The 16,192-nt window shown below is 71.4% G+C and carries 12 protein-coding genes and 1 pseudogene; 4 read left to right on the top strand and 9 right to left on the bottom strand.

What is annotated here, in order from left to right; translation table 11 throughout:
- The first annotated feature begins 268 nt into the window (after positions 1–268).
- Positions 269–811, top strand: a complete 543-nt coding sequence (locus tag ACFUJR_RS28075; protein ID WP_383174687.1) for an FABP family protein — start codon at positions 269–271, stop codon at positions 809–811.
- 33 nt (positions 812–844) lie between these two features.
- Here ACFUJR_RS28075 and ACFUJR_RS28070 read toward each other — a convergent pair whose 3' ends face one another.
- From ACFUJR_RS28070 to ACFUJR_RS28050, 5 genes are read right to left on the bottom strand one after another with little or no spacing between them, the layout of a single operon-like run.
- Complete coding sequence (locus ACFUJR_RS28070) at positions 845–1,663, bottom strand: SDR family NAD(P)-dependent oxidoreductase (protein ID WP_383174690.1); 819 nt, start codon at positions 1,661–1,663, stop codon at positions 845–847.
- Positions 1,664–1,717: 54 nt separating this feature from the next.
- The gene (locus ACFUJR_RS28065) at positions 1,718–2,494 is read right to left on the bottom strand and encodes a hypothetical protein (protein ID WP_383174693.1); all 777 of its coding nucleotides are present in this window, start codon (positions 2,492–2,494) and stop codon (positions 1,718–1,720) included.
- A 14-nt stretch (positions 2,495–2,508) separates the two neighbouring features.
- Positions 2,509–7,281 (bottom strand): putative T7SS-secreted protein, encoded by a 4,773-nt coding sequence (locus tag ACFUJR_RS28060; protein ID WP_383174696.1) that lies wholly within the window; start codon positions 7,279–7,281, stop codon positions 2,509–2,511.
- A 2-nt stretch (positions 7,282–7,283) separates the two neighbouring features.
- Positions 7,284–7,937 carry a hypothetical protein gene (locus ACFUJR_RS28055; RefSeq protein ID WP_383174698.1) on the bottom strand — a complete coding sequence of 218 codons (654 nt, stop codon included), beginning with the start codon at positions 7,935–7,937 and terminating at the stop codon, positions 7,284–7,286.
- Positions 7,927–8,349: a hypothetical protein gene (locus ACFUJR_RS28050; RefSeq protein WP_383174727.1), complete on the bottom strand. Its 423-nt coding sequence runs from the start codon at positions 8,347–8,349 to the stop codon at positions 7,927–7,929. Before ACFUJR_RS28050 ends, ACFUJR_RS28055 begins: the two co-directional genes overlap by 11 nt.
- A 197-nt stretch (positions 8,350–8,546) precedes the next feature.
- Here ACFUJR_RS28050 and ACFUJR_RS28045 point away from each other — a divergent pair, with 197 nt between their 5' ends.
- Entirely contained in the window at positions 8,547–9,473 is a 927-nt protein-coding gene (locus ACFUJR_RS28045; protein ID WP_383174701.1) for a MurR/RpiR family transcriptional regulator, read from the top strand.
- Between the two features lie 202 nt (positions 9,474–9,675).
- On the opposite strand, the gene ACFUJR_RS28040 is transcribed toward ACFUJR_RS28045, so the two are convergent.
- The 4 genes and pseudogenes from ACFUJR_RS28040 to ACFUJR_RS28025 all read right to left on the bottom strand — a co-directional run.
- Positions 9,676–10,875: a cysteine desulfurase-like protein gene (locus ACFUJR_RS28040; protein WP_383174704.1), complete on the bottom strand. Its 1,200-nt coding sequence runs from the start codon at positions 10,873–10,875 to the stop codon at positions 9,676–9,678.
- 187 nt (positions 10,876–11,062) lie between these two features.
- Entirely contained in the window at positions 11,063–12,643 is a 1,581-nt protein-coding gene (locus tag ACFUJR_RS28035) for a M28 family peptidase (RefSeq protein WP_383174707.1), read from the bottom strand.
- A 79-nt stretch (positions 12,644–12,722) separates the two neighbouring features.
- Positions 12,723–13,154: a hypothetical protein gene (locus tag ACFUJR_RS28030; RefSeq protein WP_383174729.1), complete on the bottom strand. Its 432-nt coding sequence runs from the start codon at positions 13,152–13,154 to the stop codon at positions 12,723–12,725.
- A gap of 126 nt (positions 13,155–13,280) precedes the next feature.
- A pseudogene (locus ACFUJR_RS28025) lies at positions 13,281–13,457 on the bottom strand (MerR family transcriptional regulator); the annotation flags it as partial.
- An 899-nt stretch (positions 13,458–14,356) separates the two neighbouring features.
- On the opposite strand from ACFUJR_RS28025, the gene ACFUJR_RS28020 reads away from it, so the two are divergent.
- Together ACFUJR_RS28020 and ACFUJR_RS28015 are read left to right on the top strand one after the other, a co-directional pair.
- Positions 14,357–15,175, top strand: coding sequence for a sensor histidine kinase (locus ACFUJR_RS28020; RefSeq protein WP_383174710.1), 819 nt, complete (start codon positions 14,357–14,359; stop codon positions 15,173–15,175).
- Positions 15,159–15,884: a LuxR C-terminal-related transcriptional regulator gene (locus ACFUJR_RS28015; protein WP_383174712.1), complete on the top strand. Its 726-nt coding sequence runs from the start codon at positions 15,159–15,161 to the stop codon at positions 15,882–15,884. Before ACFUJR_RS28020 ends, ACFUJR_RS28015 begins: the two co-directional genes overlap by 17 nt.
- The last annotated feature ends 308 nt before the right edge of the window (positions 15,885–16,192 follow it).

Genomic DNA, 16,192 nt, shown 5'->3' with positions numbered 1-16,192 from the left:
AACGGAGTTCTCCGGGCGGGCAGTCGGCGATGAAACAGGAAGTCTCACGGCGCGAGCCGTAGGAATCCCCTCCCTTCAGGGAGGGGAGCGTCAAGCCGGTCGAAGCCTACGCCCGGGCGGCCCCGCACGTCCGCCTCGGAGCGGGAAGACGGGCTTCCGGATACTCGCGCCCGGACGGTGGAGCCCCCGCGCCCTCCTAAGCTGCCATCCGGCACCGGCACCCACCGGCATCGGTGCCGGCACCCGTCACGACCCAGGAGCGCGCATCATGTTCGACCCCGCCCGGAAGTACCCGTTCGCCGACGCCCTGCGACCGGACGAGGCTCCCGCACCGCACCCGCAGCTCGCGCCGGTGACCGGGTTGCTCGGTACCTGGTCCGGCGAGGGCCGGGGCGGGTATCCGACGCTCGACGAGGAGTTCACGTACGCGCAGGAGGTCACCTTCAGCCACGACGGGCGGCCGTTCCTCCACTACGAGGCGCGTGCCTGGCTGCTCGACGCGGACGGCGCCCCGCCGCGGCCGTCCGCCCGGGAGAGCGGCTGGTGGCGGATCCAACCCGAGGGGCGCGTCGAGGCGTTGGTCACCCAGCCCACGGGCATCGCGGAGATCCTCGTCGGCCGGGCCGACGCCGGTGCGGTCGATCTCGCCACCCACGAGGTGGCGCTCACACCCACCGCCAAGGAGGTGAACGAGACGCGCCGCCGCTACACCCTGGTGGACGAGGACACGCTCGACTTCGTCCATGATCTCGCGGCGGTCGGACAGCCCCTGCAGCACCACCTGTCGGTCCGGCTGCACCGCCGCCCCTGACCTCGCGTCGGGATCGCCCTCCCTGACACGAGGTCAGGAGTGGAACCCCCGCGGCTCGATGCGGAAGTCGAAGGCCAGCGTGCCCGGGTCGACGGCGGTCACACCGCCGTCGACGGTGAGCACCGCACCGTTGACGAAGGAGGAGGCGGGCGAGAGCAGCCAGGCGACGGCCTCGGCGACCTCGCGCGGCTCGCCCGGACGCCCGGCGGGCAGGACGCGGGTGACCTCCTCGTACGCCGCGTCGACACCTCCGGTCCCGAGGCCCGCCTCGTCGGCGAACCGGCTCATCCGGCGGTCCGCCATGTCGGTGCGCACCCAGCTCGGGCACACGGTGTTGGCGCGCAGTCCGGCTGCCCCGTAGTCGACCGCGAGCGAGCGGCAGAGCTGGAGCAGGGCCGCCTTGGAGGTGGCGTACGCGGCGTTGCCCACGCCGTTGCGCAGGGCCGAGACGGAGGCGACCGCGACCACCGCGCCCCGGGCGTCGAGGAGATGGGGGAGCGCGGCGCGCAGCAGATGGAACGGGCCCGTGAGGTTCGTCCGCATCACCGCGTCCCAGTCCTCCAGCGTCACCTCGCCCACACCACCGCCGCGTCCGATGCCGGCGTTGAGGACGAGCCCGTCGAGCCTGCCGTACTCCTCGACGGTCGCCTCGACGAGCGCGCGCACGGCCTCGGGGTCGCCGATGTCCGAGGGGAGGGCCAGGGCTCCGTACTCCTCGGCGACGAGCCGGAGCGGTTCGGGGCGGCGCCCGGAGACCGCCACGTGGTGGCCCGCCTCCCGCAGGAGGCGGGCGGTCGCGGCGCCGATGCCCGTCCCGCCGCCGGTCACGAGGTACACACGCTGATCAGCCATGGTCGTCGAAGCCTCCGTCGTCAGCCGTCGTCCGCCGTCGTCGTGACGATCGTTTCACGGCTTCCGGTCGTCCGGACGACCGGCGTAGTCCTCGACCAGGTCGGCGATGAGCGCGTGCAGGGCATCGGCCCGGTGGCGGTCCTCCTTCTGCTCCCGCAGCGCGCGGTCGAGTGTCCGCAGTCCGGTCAGGGCGTCCGGGTCGCGGTCCTTCACCCGGTCGAGCAGCGGCGCGGTGACCAGGTCCATACAGGCGGTGAACAGGAGCCGGGTCGTCGGCGTGGCGGGAGCCGGGTCGGGGGCGGCGAACCCGGTGGTCAGATAGGTCGCGGGGTCGCTCAGACTCCAGCCGACGACGGTCCCGTCCTGGATCAGCAGCGCCACGTCGGGGGCGATGCCGAGGCGGGCCTCCAGCGGCCGGTCGAGGACGTCGAGGTCACGCAGGCAGGTCAGCACGGTGTCTCCGGGCGCGCGGCAGAGCTCCGTGGTCACCTCCAGACGGAAGTCCCGTGCCTCGTCCGCGAGCAGGCCGCCCGGCCGGACGGGAGGCGTGGGGGGAACGCGCGCGGAGTCCTCGGCGTCGGCGACCCAGGAGGGCAACTGGAACTCGGCGCCGACCAGTTCCCGGCTCCGCCCGTCGAACCGGAGTTCGTCGGGGGTGTCCCAGAGCCACGGGTCGCTGCCGAAGGTGTCCGTCAGGAACCGTTCGCGCTCCTCCACGTCCGCGTACGTCGCGACGCGGACCCGCTGGTCGGCGAAGTCGAAGCGCGGGGTGATGCGCAGCGGGTCGCCCGCCACGGTCGCGGTCCAGCCGTCGTCGAGGGTGAGTCTCATGGTGGAATGCCGCCTCATCGGATCTGTTCGGCCGGAGCCATGTAGCCGTTCTTGGCCGGAATCCTGCCCTCCACGACATCGGTGTGGGTAATCGGCCCGCCGGGGTCGCTGGGCTCGCCGCCGAGCGCCTTCACTCCGGAGTCGCCCTTGATGCCCGAAGGTCCGTACGCGGTGATGGCGTTGCCCGCTCCGGCGCCGCCCCCCTTCGTCACCACGACGTCCTCGCCCTGCCGGAAGATGAGGTTTCCGCTGTTCGCGCTGGAGTGGTAGACGGCGTCGGGGTTCTTCAGGATCTCCAGGACGCGTTCGTCGCTGAACCCGTGCCTGGTGTCGCCGTGGTAGTCGCCGCCCTTTCTGAACCTGCCGTCCTGCGCCCTCTGGATGACCTCGTCCGTGGTCTTGTGGGCGTCCTCCCTGGCCTTCTGTGCCTTCTCCTCCTTCGTGTACTTGGGCATGAGGCCCAGCGGGTCGCTCCCGGTGCACGGGTTGTCCACGTAGGCGACCGGATTCGGCGCGGGGGCGAGGCCGAGCGGGTCAGGGGAGGTGTAGCGGCCGGTCTCCGGGTCGTAGTGCCGGAAGTGGTTGTAGTGGAGGCCCGACTCGGGGTCGTAGTACTGGCCGGGGAAGCGGAGCGGGGTGTACGTGCTGCTGTCGCGCGCCCAGGCGGTGGTGCCCCACAGGGTGGCCCTCGAACGCCAGGCGACGTCGCCGGACTCGTCGATCAGCTCGGTGGGCGTGCCGATGAGGTCGGTGGCGATGGCGAAGAAGCGGCGGTCGACCTCCTTCTGGCGGTCGTCGGCCGTCAGGATCCGTTCGGTCTGCGCCAGCGGGACGGTGTCGCGATGGTCCCAGGTGAGGGCGACGGTGTTCGTCCGGTCCGGTTCGTGGGTCGTCTGTTCGCACAGGGTCAGGCCGTCCCAGGTGAACCGGACCTCCTCGGCCACGCTCTCGCCGTCAGGGGCCAGCCGCTGCTTCGCGACGCGGCGCCCGAGCGGGTCGTAGCGGTACCTCCAGCGGGTCCCGTCGGGGGTGGTCACGGAGGTGAGGCGGTTCTCGGTGTCCCAGGCGTAGCGCCAGGTGTCCGGCTTGCGGGAGAGGCAGGTCTTCTGGCGGAGGGTGATCCGGCCGAGCGCGTCGTACTCGAAGCGGACGTCTCCGGCGCGCGTGATCCTCGTACCGGTGTAGGCGCGCGGACCGGTGGCCTCGCCGCCCGGGTGTCCGGACGGCCAGGAGGCCGAGGTCTGGTTTCCGGCGTCGTCGTAGGCGTACCGCTCGGTCCAGCCCTGGGCGTGGACGGCGGTGACCCGGCCCGCAGGGTCGAGATCGAAGGTGCGGGTGCCCGAGAGCCGGTCCGCCACCGAGGTCACGTGACCGTCCGCGCGGTACGCGTAGGTGCGGCTGTTGACGGCGCGTCCCCCGGCGGTGATGTGCTGCGCGCAGAGGCGGCCGGCCTCGTCCCAGGCGGAGGTCACGGTGAGCGCGTCGCCGAAGACCCGGGCCACCTCGCGTCCGGCGGCGTCGTGGGTGAAGGCGACATGCCGGCCGCCGGTGGTGAGACGGGCGGCCCGCCCGTCGGCGCCGTAGGCGTAGGAGGTGACGTGACCCGTCGGCGTGGTGCGACGCGTCCGGCGGCCCAGGACGTCGTAGGCGTACACGAGGGGACGCCCGTCGACCAGTTCGGTCTTGGTGAGGCCGCGACGGTCGTACTGGTAGCGCAGTTCGCCGTCCGGCCCCGACGCCTCCAGGAGGCGGCCCGCCCTGTCGTACGTGTAGGTCGTCACCAGGCCGTCGACGTCCTTGCGGATCGCCCGGCCGAGCTGGTCGCGCGCGAAGGAGACGGTCCCGCCGAGCGCGTCCGTGCGGGCGGCGAGCCGGCCCGCGGCATCCACCCGGTAGGTGAGGGTGCGGCCGTCGAAGTCGGTCTCGGAGACGATGTTGCCCGCGGCGTCGTAGGTGTAACTCCAGCTCAGACCCTGGGGGTTGACCACACGGGTCAGGCGCAGCTCGGCGTCGTGCTCGAACTCGTACCGACCGCCGTCGGGTCGTGTGCGGGCGACCGGGAGGTCGAAGTGGGTGTACGCGAAGCGGGAGACGCCGCCGGACGCGTCGGTGTGGGCGAGAAGGCTGCCCTCGCCGTCGTAGGTCCACGACTCCGTGGCACCGTCGGGGCCCGTACGGCTCGCGAGCCGACCGTCCGCGTTCCACTCCAGGAGCGTGACCCCGCCGACCGGGTCGGTGAGGCGGACCGGGCGGCCGAGGGCGTCGCGCTCGGTGCGGGTGACGGCACCGGCCGGGTCGGTCACCTCCACGGGCAGTCCCATCGCGTCGCACACCACGCGGGTGGTGGCGCCGAGGGCGTCGGTGACCGAGGTGAGCCGGGCGGCGTGGTCGTAGGTGTAGCGGGTGGTGGCACCGGCCTCGTCGGTGACCGCCGTACGGTTGCCGCGTTCGTCGAACTCGTGGCGCACGCGGGTGCCGTCCGGACCGACCACCTCCACCGGCAGGCCGAACGGGCCTCGCACGGTGCGCAGTTCGCTGCCGTCGGGACGGACGGCGGCGATCAGCCGGTCGTCCTCGTCGTACGAGAAGGCCGTGGTGAGGCCCAGCGGGTCGGTACGGGTCAGGGTGTTGCCGCGCGGGTCGTAGGAGAACCGGGTGGTGTGCCCGAGCGGGTCGGTGAGGGCGAGGAGACGGCAGCCGGGCCCGTACACATGACGGGTCGTGTGCCCGGCCGCGGTGGTGAGCGTGGTGGTGTGCCGGCCCGTCTCGGGGTCGGGTTCGGTGTAGCTCAGAGTGATCTGGACGTGGCCCGCCTCGCCGCCCTCCGCCACGACGCGGTCGCGGTCGTCGTAGACGTAGTCGTAGCGGCTTCCGTTGGAGTCGGTCCAGGCGATGACGCGGCGGCGGTCGTCGTAGAGGAAGGTGGTGGTGGCGCCGGACGGCTTGGTGACGGTGGTGAGGTCGCCGTCCTCGTAGCCGTAGCCCATCAGCGGCAGGTCCGTGCCGCCCTCGCCGGCGCCGGCCAGGGAGAGCGCGGTGACCAGGCCGTCGGTGAGGGACAGCTTCACCCGGTGGCCCGCCGAGTGGACCAGGGCGAGCGGCAGCCCGTCCTCCGTGCGCTCGACGGTGACGGAGTGGCCGTTGCGTTCGCTGATTCCGGACAGCCAGGCGTCGCCGTCGCCGCCCGGCTCGACGCCCGGCGGAGCGGTGAAGTGGAAGGTCAGGCCGCTGTCGGGGTCGGTCACCGTGTAGTCCCCGTCGCCGTCGCGGGCCAGCACGGTGCGGCCCCGGCCCGTCTCCGGCCGGGTGGGCGCGCCGGGGACCGGGTGCGGGTACGGGACCAGGAGCCCTTCGGCGGTGACGTGGACGACGCCGACGGAGTCGATCTCCAGTCGCTCGTCGACGGTGGACGTCCAGGCCGGACCGAGGAAGCGGCCGACCGCGCAGCCGGACTCGGTGCGGCGGGTGAAGACCAGCGGCAGGATGCCCGGCAGTTCGACGTCGGTCTGGGGCAGGAACATGCGGCCCGTGGCGAGGTCCACGGGGTCGCCGCCCGCGTCGCGGTCGCCGTCCGGGATGCGATGGGTGCCGTCGGGGGAGTCGTCGATCAGCTTCCGTGCCTTCGCGGCGTCCGCCATGTCAGCCGTGATGCGCAGGCCCTTCACCGCGGCGCCGCCGCCACCGGTGGCCACGGTCAGCGCCGCGTCGGGGAGCAGACGGCCGAAGCCCTCGTACGGGTCCTTCATGAAGTCGCCGACCATCTGCCGGCCGGTGCCGACCGGGTCGTTGACGGCGACGACGAGACCGGCGGCGAGGCTGTTGAGCGAGGTGGCGTACTCGGCCGGGTGCGTGATGTTGTACGGGTCGAGGGGGTTGATCCCGCGGACGAAGTTCAGCAGGCCCGCGGTGCCCTTGACGAGCCCGCCACCGACGTGGTCCCCCATGTACTGGAGTTCCTGGAGACCGTCACCCAACTGCTGGGCGTACGAGGGCTTCTCAGGGGCCTTGTCCCGCGCGGCGCGGACCGCGGTCCGGGCGGTCTCGGCCGCCGTGTTCCGCTGCTTGCGGGCCTCGGCGAGGATCTCCTGAGCCTCCTCCATCAGCTTCTTGCCGGGGTCCTCGAACGACGAAGCGGGCCGGGGCGGAAGCGTCGAGGGGTCGCGCTTGTCAGCCGGCTGGGCGTTGTACCTGTCGACCGCGCTGTTGAAGTCGTCGATCTTCCTGCGGTGCGCGTCGGCGGCGTTCGCGGAGGCCCTGGTGCCCTCCTTCCACTTGTCGATCGCCGTCTGCGCCCGCCCCTGGGCCCAGGTGACCGTGCCGGCGAAGGCCCACAACGCGCCGGCCGCCTTCTCGCACGCGTCGGCTCCGGTGAACCACTTGGGCGGCTGGGTCCGCGCTGCGGCCCGCAGCGCATCCGCCGCCTCGCCCTTGAGCTGGGAGGAGTCCAGCCCCTTGAGGCCCTCCGCGGTGCTGTCGAAGGCGGACTGGAAGCCACGGAGCTTCTTGGCGGTGGAGATGATCTCGTCGGGGCTGCCGTAGATCAGCTTGGTCTTGTCCTCGGTCTGCCCGAGGTCCAGCTCGTCGACCTCGGCGCCCATCCGGTTGGCGACCGAACGCGACTGCTCCCGCACCCAGTCCGCACCGGACTCCCATCCGACGTCGTCCAGCCGGTCGGCGGTCCAGTTGCCGGCGTCCTCGACCCGGTTGCCGACCCACTCGACGCCCTCCTCGACCGCGTCCTCGACCGAGTCGGGCGTGATGTCACTGATGAAGTCGCCGATGCCCATGTTCAGTTCCCCCCGGAGTCACCCTGCTGCTCGGTCTGCTCGGCGCGCTCCTCCGGAGACGGGCCGAACGTGTCGTCCAGCGCCTGGTTCCACCGGTCGTCGGAGATCCCGAGCGCGTCGTTGAGGAGCGCCGACTGACGGCCGCCCTGGCCCTCGGTGAGGACGGTGCGCCCGGTGTCCTTCCACGTCTGCTCCATCTCCTGACCGGCCCGGTCCCACGACTCGGCGCTCCAGTCCGGGTCCAGGGCGTCCGGAGTGAACACATCGCCCCAGTTCTGCTTCGTGATCTCGTCCTCGGTCGCGTGCGGGTTGCCGCCCATCACGGAGTTGACGCCCACCTTCAGCGCGCCCTCGACGTACCGGTCGTGCTCCCACTGCGTACCCGCCGCCAGACCGAGGCGGTCGGCGATGCCGGTGGCGTCGGCCACCAGGGCGCGCACCCCCCACTCCCAGCGCTCGCAGAAGTCCTCGAAGTCGACCGAGAGACCGTGGTGCCCTGCCTCCATCCCGGTCATGGACAGCTCCGAGAACCCCTTGCCCATCTTCGAGCCGGTGGCACCGCCGAGGTCACCGAGCTGGTCGATGACGGCGCCCACACCCTGCGTGAACTTCGCGACGGCCGCCTTGTCGAACCGAAGGTCGCCCTCATCGCCCATGGCCGCGCCCCTCCTCCGCCACGCCCGCGTCCACGGCGACACCGTCCGGGACGATGCCGAGGACCGGCGGGAAGAACATCGACCCGTCCTCCGTGGCGATGTCGACGGCCAGTCCGGCGGGCTCGTCCAGGGACGGCACGACCTCGTCGACGATGCGCGCGCCCAGCAGCGCCGCGTAGTCCATGGGCCGGTCGCCCGCGGAGTGCAGCAGGGCGAACCGGGCCAACGCGGCCTCGTCGGTGAACCCGCAGATCCACCGCACCCCGCCGGAGTGCGCCGACCAGAGGCCGCCGCCGACCGTCGGCACCAGGAGGACCGCGCGCCGCATCTCACCGACCAGCGCGCGAGGGTCGCCGACTCCGCTTCTCCGATCCGCGATGCGTTCGGCGAGTGCTGTCCTTGACCGCTCCACGGCGCCTCCCTCGTCCGGTTCCGTCACAGCCTGCACCGTCCGTCAGGACGCACGCCAGGGTGACGTCGGTTTCGCGATCGCCCGCCCTGAGGTACCGGCGGTGCGTCGGTCGAGCTCCGTGCCGCGCGCCGGGGGCCGGTCAAGCCCGGCTCGTGTGAACTATCTTGGGCAGCAGTGGGACGAGAAGGAGGCACCCCGTGCCATCTGGGCAGCAGGCGCGCGCACAGGCAGCCGCGATCACACCGGGCAGGCGCTCGTCGGACACGGAGGTCGCCACTCCCGCCGAGCGGGTGCGGGCTCTGTTCGGCGGCCATCGGCTGTCCCCCGGGCAGCGGCGCATCGCCCAGTTCCTCATCGACCACCTCACCGAGGCCGCGTTCCTGTCGATCACCGAGCTGGCGGAGCGCGTCGGCGTCAGCCAGCCGTCGGTGACCCGGTTCGCCACCTCGCTCGGGTTCAGCGGGTACCCCGCGCTCCGGGAGGCCCTGCAGCCGATCGCGCTCAGCGCGGTCGCCGGCGCGCCGGAAGGGGCGGGGGAGAGGCTCGGCAACGAACTCCAGTCGGCGGTCGACGCCGAGATCGAGAACCTGACCGCCCTGCGGCGGGTGCTCGCGGACCCCGACCAGATCCTGGAGACCGGCCGCGAGCTGGCCCGGTCGGTCCCCCTGACGGTCGTCGGCCTGCGGATCTCGGTCACGCTCGCCGAGTACTTCGCGTACGCCGCACGGCGAATCCACCCGGACGTACGGGTGGTGACGCGGGGCGGCAGCGTCGCCTACGACGGGCTGCTCCAGGCGCGCGAGGCGGGCGGGACCTGGGTGCTGGCGTTCGCGATGCCGCGGCACGCCAACGAGACCCTCGCCGTCGTCCGGGCGGCCCGCCGCACCGGGCTGCGCGTCGTGCTGATCACGGACCTGGCGCTCGGGCCCCTCGTCGACGAGGCCGACGTGGTGTTCACCGCCGGAACCGGGTCACGGCTGGTCTTCGACTCGTACGCGGCGCCGGGGGTGCTCTCCGCGGCCCTGCTCCAGGCGATGGCGGACGCGGATCCGGAGCGGACGCAGCTCCGGCTGGAGAAGTACGAGCAGGCGGCGGAACAGCACGACTTCTTCCTGGACGACTGACCTGGGCCCGGTTTTCATACCCCCGGGGCGCATGAAATTTTTCATGCACCTTGCTTACTCGACGGTATATATATTTACTGTGGATGCCCCCACGGGCCCGAACAGAACATGCGGGTCGCCCCCTCCTCCTCAGACCCCTGTTTTTGAACGGCACGGCGGCTCCGGTCAACCCCTGGACCGGAGCCGCCGCACATTCGTCATGTCAGAGGAAGGAAGCGAGACCGTCGAGCAGACGGTCCACGTCCTCGGCCGTGTTGTACGGCGCCAGACCCGCCCGCAGCGCGGGACCCTCCAGCTTCAGCGCGGTGAACGGCTCGTACGCGTAGAACTGGCCGGCGGTGGCCAGGACGTCGCGGGCCGCCAGATGGATCTGAGCCTCGCGCTCGTCACGTCCTTCGAGCGTCAACAGCAGCGTCGGAGTCCGGTCCTGGGCCCGCGAACGCAGGGTGACGGCGTCGCCCAGGGCCCGGAGCCCCTCCTCGAGCCTCGTACGGAGCGCCAGCTCGTGCGCGTGCAGGGAGCCCCAGGAGTGCGCGAGCCGCTCCCTGCGCGTGACCCCCTCGCCCGGGTCCACCGCGGCGAGGAAGTCCACCGCCGCGCGGGCGCCCGCCAGGATCTCGTACGGGAGCGTCCCGAACTCGAAGCGCTCCGGTACGTCGTCGGAGGAGGGCAGCAGCTTGTCGGGGCGGAGGGTGTCGAGGAGCTCCGGCGCTCCCGCGAGGACCGAGCAGTGCGGCCCGAGGAACTTGTACGGGGAGCAGACGAAAAGGTCCGCACCCAGCGCGGGCACGTCCACGAGGTGGTGCGCCGCGTAGTGCACCCCGTCCACGTACAGCAGGGCGCCCGCCGCGTGGGCCAGGTCGGCGATCCGGCGGATGGGCGGCTTGGTGCCGAGGACGTTCGAGGCCGCCGTCACCGCGACCAGCCGCGTCCTGGGGGAGAGGGCACGCTCGTACGACCCGAGGTCGATCTCCGCCGTCTCCGGGTCGATCTCGATCCAGCGGAGCGTCACGCCCGCGTGCGCGGCGGCCTGGACCCAGGGGCGGACGTTGGTGTCGTGGTCCAGACGGCTGACGATGATCTCGTCCCCCGCCTTCCACCCCTTGGCCAGGGTGCGCGAGAAGTCGTAGGTCAGCTGGGTGGCGCTGCGCCCGTGGACGATGCCGTTCGCGGGCATGTTGAGGAGGTCGGCGTAGGCGGCTCGGAAGTCCGCCACGGACTGCTCGGCGTTGAGCTCCGAAGGGCTGACCGTCCCCCGGTTGGAGAGGGGCCCGGTCAGCGTCGCCGCGATGGCGTCGCCGACGGGGCGGGGGGTCTGTGTACCGCCCGGCCCGTCGAAGAAGGCGAGGCCGTGATCGAGGGAGGGGAAGTGGGCGCGGAGGGCGGTGACGTCGAAGGCCATGGCGTCTGCTTTCTGTCCGGCGACGGGTGGGGCGACGAGGTGGGGCGGCGGTGCTGTGGGCGTGCCGGGGAGTGGGGTGCCCGGTGGGGCACGGCCCCCGGCGCGTGGCGCCTCGGGGTGGGGCGCCGCCCGGTGCCGGGTCCGTCGATCGGAAGGCCGGCACCGGGGGCCTGGAGTCTGCGCCGTACTACTCGGTCACGCCGTGGGCGCCGGTCCCGCGCGGACCGGTGCCGCCGGTGGTGACGCCGTGGTCCGCGTCCGCGGCCGTCCGCGCGCCGGTGGGCGGCTGCTGCTTCAGCGCGCTGATGTCGTGCGCGTACCTGCCCACCGCGTTGGCGATGACGTCGATGTGGCGGTCGAACACCGGCATCCCGACGTTCCGGAGGGTGTCACCGGCCGCGTGGTAGTTCGGGTCGAACGCGACCCCCGCGGTACCGCCGAACTTCTCGGCCTCGGCCTGCGTCTTGAGCGCCTCCGCGCCGGAGAAGGTGCCGCCCGAGGGGATGCCGGCGTCGAGGAACGGGCCGTAGTCGAAGCGGAAGACGAACGGCGTCCCGGCGTGCGGCTGACCGCGCTTGCCGAGGAACGCGGTGATGTCCTGCTCGAGCCGGGCGGAGCCCGACGGGGCGGCCTGGGTGTTGGCGCCGTCCGAGTTGTCGCCGTCGTAGACGAACATGCCCCCGTTGGTCGAGGAGATCAGCTCGAAGTTCAGGTAGAGCTTGATCTCCCGCTTGTCGAGCGGCGTCAGGTTCGCGACATAGTGGTGCGAACCGACCAGGCCGCTCTCCGCGGCCGACCACCAGGCGAAGCGCACCTTGTTGCGGGGGCTCTTCTCCTTCGCGGCCAGCTTCAGGGCGACGTCGAGGAGTCCGGCGGAGCCGGAGCCGTTGTCGTTGATGCCGGGGCCCGTGACCACCGAGTCCAGGGAGGCGCCGAGCATCACCGTGTCGGCCGCGTTGCCGCCCTTGGTCTCGGCGAGGACGTTGTTGGTGGAACGGTTCTCCTGGAGCTGGCGGATCTCGAGGGAGAGCTTCACCGGGCCGCCTGCGAGGTCCGCCGTGAGCTTCTCGCCGTCGGCCTTGCTGAGACCGCCGGTGGGTATCTTCGCGGCGGCGGGGTCGCCGAGCGTGCCCGAGAGCGGTCCGTAGCCGGCGTCGATGTTGTTGTAGATGAGGGCGCCGATCGCGCCCGCGGCCGCGGCCTGCTCCTGCTTGACGGCGAAGGCGCAGCCACCGCGCTTGATCAGCGCGACCTTGCCGGTGAAGGCGCCCGGGGCGTAGTCGCCGGCCTCGCAGCCCGTGGTGCCGTCGGCGTCGACCGGAACGGCCGCCAGCTCGGCCCCGACCCCGCCGACCGGTGTCGACTTGGTGTACGTGAGGGCCTTGATCTCGATGTCGCGCGGGGCGGGCGTGACGGTGGAGAGCTTTTCGGCCAGCGTCTGCGTGTAGATGAAGGAGAACTTCTGGTACGAGACGTTGTACCCGGCCTTCTTCAACTGCTGGTAGACGTACGCCGCCGAGGCGTCGTGTCCGAGCGATCCGGCGACGCGGTGGCCCCCGGCCGAGTCGGCTATCGCCTGGAACTTCTGCAGGTGTCTGTAGGCGTCCTTGGCGGACGCCTCGCGGACGAGCGCCTTGGAGAGCGAGGCGGCGTCCCTGCCCGGCCTGTCCTGTTGGGAGGAGGCGGGGGAGGCGGAGCCCAGCAGGAGCGGGGTCGCGAGAGCAGCTGCGGTCAGGGTGGCCGCGGCTCTGCGAGGTGATGCGTTCACAGAGGTCCTTCCCGGTGCGAACGATGTTGAGGGGAAGCTAGCGATCTCTGGGGTGTTCTGTGAACACATGTGCCACAACTCACTTTATTTCATGCACAGTTGTGGTGACCTCGTGGAGGCGGGCCGGGTGGATGCCCGGGGTCGCGTCGGCCTGCGGGGAGTCCGCCCGGCTGCCAGGGCCGGCCTCGCGGGCGGGGGAGTGTTCCGTTCCGCTCCCTGAAGACGACAGGAAATGCTCGTGGGCGAGACGGCGTAGCGCGGACACGGCGATGTCGCCGAGCGCGGTCACCGCCACCAGGCTTGTCGCGGCGCTTTCCGGGTCGTCCTGTTCGCTGAGGATTTGCACCTCAAGGCGCGCGATCCGCTCCAGGTGTTCGGCATACGCGTGGAACAACCGTGGAATTTCATGGTGACCGAGCGATGTGCAGGCGATGGTCACCTGGCAGAGCGTCTGCCAGGCGGGGTTGTCCGGGCTCACCTGCCAGCCCCAGCCCCGGATCAGGTCGGACACCCTGGCCTGAGCCCATTCCCACTCCTGGTCGTGCGAGGCGGAGCCGGGGGTGGGTAAGGCGTACTGCGTGATGCGGAGCAATTCGCTCGCAGGTGGTCGTTCGTCCTCGACATGCCTGAGGAATCTGCGTACCTCGGCGTGCGGAAGTCCACCGATGTTCAGAAGTGCCTTTACCAGTGCAACCCTGCGTACATGTGATTCATCGTATGCGGGAAGTGTGGGGAGCAGGTCGAGGTCCTGATACGAGCGCAGTGTGCGAACCGGGACATTGGTCCTACGGCTCAGCGCGGAGAGCGGAGACATATTCCACCGGGATTCGGTCGGATGCTGGGGACGATGTGCTTCGCGGCCGGACTGGGAATTCCGGGTCGCGGTGACCCTATGCGGCTCGAATGCAAGGGCACAAGCATGGTGATGGTCGCGGTCGAGGAGTTGGCTCAAAGGGGAGTTTCGCTGTCCCATGAGAGATCCGTGTCGTCGCGGAGCCTTCCGGGCGGCGACGGGCCGCTCCGGCCGGCCGATCCGGTCGTGCGCACCTGGTTCGGCCTGAAAAGGCTGTTGACGCGCCTGTCGGGAGGGTGTGGGGCGAGGGGATTATCCGCTCGCACCAGCCCGCCGTGGTGTTCGGCGCGCGTTCGCCCGACTCTCGGTTCGTGTTCGGCGCCCCCTGGTACTCATGGGAAGTGGATATGCCGGGCGTTCGACGCCGTCCGAGTTCTTTCGTCGGATTTGCGTGGCGGATCAAAGGCGAGGAGGGGACCGGATTCCGTGGGCGCGGCACTTGACGTCCTTTTGCCGGTACGGCATGATCATGGCGATCTCCGGCCTTTCTCTCCGTTTTGCACCGACTGCGCGACGAGGGGGCCCGGCAGAGGGGGAGTGGGGGAGGGGGAGACATGTCCGACGCGTCGGCGCAGGGAAAGCCGCGCCAAGGCCCTTGTGGTGAAGACGGGGGGTTGGTCGCGGAATTAGTCGCCCGCGAGTCCGAGTTGCTGGACGCCTATCGGAGCAGGCTCGTCGAGCAGCGGAATCCGATCGGGACGAATGTGGAAGCCTGGGATTCCGTATGTGAGAGGGTTCATGGAATCCTCTCCGAATGCCGCGCCGTGATGGGGGGCGGCGCCGCCGCGTCCCACGGGAGCGGACCCGAGCCGCATCCGACGCCACGCCGTCCGGGGGGAGCGTGGAGCGAGCGGGGGGCGGTGTCGGTACACGCCCTGCGGGCGGGGTCCGTACTCGTCCAGGTCGTCGCCGAGATCCTGGAGCGGTCCCTTGCCCGCCGGCCGGTCGGCGACCTGAGCGGCACGCGGCTCATGGCGACGCTCCAGGCGGCGGTCACCCGCTCCCTGGAGGGCGATGCGGACGGCCCCGACCTGCACCTTCTCGACCTCGTACGGGAGTCCGCCCGGCAGAGCCGCGACGCGATGGCGAGGGAGATCCACGACCGCATCGGCAGCGCGGCCAGCCTGGCCCTGCGCCAACTGGAGCTCTACGAACTCACCCAGAACGTCTCCTCGGCGACCGACCCCCGCCTCGACAGCCTGAAGCAGGCCATCCTGGAGACGATGCACAGCACGCGGGACGTGGTGACCGAACTGCGAACCGGCGCACACTCCGCCGGCTCCCTCCACGGGGCCCTGGCCACCTTCGTCGCCGCCATGGCCGTCGAGAAGCCCGTCGTGGAGATCCGGATCGAGGACTTCGACGATCCGTTGCCCGACGCCCTCGGGGAGCAGCTCTTCCTCGTCCTGCGCGAGTGCCTGCGCAACGCCCTGGCACACGCCCGCGCCTCCCGTGTGACCGTCGACGTGCGGTGCGACGTACGCGGCCTGGACGCACGGGTGAGCGACGACGGAGTCGGCCTTCCCCGGGAGCGGACGTTCGGCAACGGCCTCGCCTCCGTGGCCGAACGGATCCGGCTCCTGGGCGGCCGGATGGAGATCGACAGCGCTCCCGGCGCGGGCACGACCCTCGCCTTCACGGTGCCGGCGGGCGAGGAGTGGCATGCGGACGCCCGATGAGGCCAGGCCCCCATGGCCGGGGGAACCGATCCGCATCATCGCGGTCGACGACCACTCCCTGCTGCGCGACGCCCTCTGTCAGCTCCTCGACGCGGAGCACGACCTCCGCGTCGTCGCCGAGGCGGACACGTCCGTGGGTCTCGGCGACCTGGTGGCCAGCACCGGAGCACACGTCGTGCTGCTCGACGTGGAGATGCCCCACCATCACGCCCCGAGCGTCGTCAGCGAGTTGACCGTGCGCTTCCCGCGTCTGCGGGTGCTGATGCTGTCCATGCACGACCACGGCCCGCTCGTGCACGAGCTGCTCGCCCGCGGCGCCCACGGCTACCTGCACAAGAGCTCGCCGCGCGACTCGCTGCTCTGCGCCATCCGCGGGGCCATGGCACGTGACCCGCAGGTCATGATCGCCCTGCCCGGCAGGGCCACTCCGGAGACGGCCATCCGCGGCACCGGGAACTCCCTCTCGCCCCGCGAACGGGAGGTCCTCACCCAGGTCGCCGGCGCGCTGAGCAACCGGCAGATCGCCACCAGGCTGGGCATCACCGAGGCCACCGTGAAGCGACATCTGCGGAACATCTTCGAGAAGCTCGGTGTGGCCTCGCGCATCGGTGCCGTGAACAAGGCGGTGGAGGCGCGCCTCATCGACCCCGCCGGGAAGGGTGCGCCGCCCCTGTCGGTACCGGAGCTGGTGTGCCGCCGTGTCATGTGACCGGAAGACCGGCCCCGTGCAAGGGCGAGCGGCCTACTCCTTTCGGAGCATGCCCGATGCTCCCTGAAGGCCTGGCGTCGCACCCGTGTGCGGTTTAGATTCGGCCCATGCCTCGAGTGACGCCTCGCGAGACTCACCTGCCGGCACGCGGCGCGGATCCGGTGTCCGGCGCGTGTCATGGCCACAGCAAGGGCCTGAGCGGCCCGCGCTCGTGGCCGCCTCGCGCGTCCTGAGCGACCGGGCAGGTCTCCTGCCCGCGCCGGCCGCCGCCCGCGGACACACCGGCTCTTCATGAACAACGCGATACG

It is taken from the genome of Streptomyces sp. NPDC057271 (genome assembly GCF_042668715.1).
In the GTDB taxonomy this organism is placed as follows: Bacteria; Actinomycetota; Actinomycetes; order Streptomycetales; family Streptomycetaceae; genus Streptomyces.
This window is presented reverse-complemented; position numbering and strand designations above follow the sequence as displayed.

Bases quoted from the DNA above. Each gene is read 5' to 3' on its own strand.
- ACFUJR_RS28075 (WP_383174687.1), top strand. From the start codon at position 269: ATGTTCGACCCCGCCCGGAAGTACCCGTTCGCCGACGCCCTGCGACCG.
- ACFUJR_RS28070 (WP_383174690.1), bottom strand. From the start codon at position 1,663: ATGGCTGATCAGCGTGTGTACCTCGTGACCGGCGGCGGGACGGGCATC.
- ACFUJR_RS28065 (WP_383174693.1), bottom strand. From the start codon at position 2,494: ATGAGACTCACCCTCGACGACGGCTGGACCGCGACCGTGGCGGGCGAC.
- ACFUJR_RS28060 (WP_383174696.1), bottom strand. From the start codon at position 7,281: ATGGGCATCGGCGACTTCATCAGTGACATCACGCCCGACTCGGTCGAG.
- ACFUJR_RS28055 (WP_383174698.1), bottom strand. From the start codon at position 7,937: ATGGGCGATGAGGGCGACCTTCGGTTCGACAAGGCGGCCGTCGCGAAG.
- ACFUJR_RS28040 (WP_383174704.1), bottom strand. From the start codon at position 10,875: ATGGCCTTCGACGTCACCGCCCTCCGCGCCCACTTCCCCTCCCTCGAT.
- ACFUJR_RS28015 (WP_383174712.1), top strand. From the start codon at position 15,159: ATGCGGACGCCCGATGAGGCCAGGCCCCCATGGCCGGGGGAACCGATC.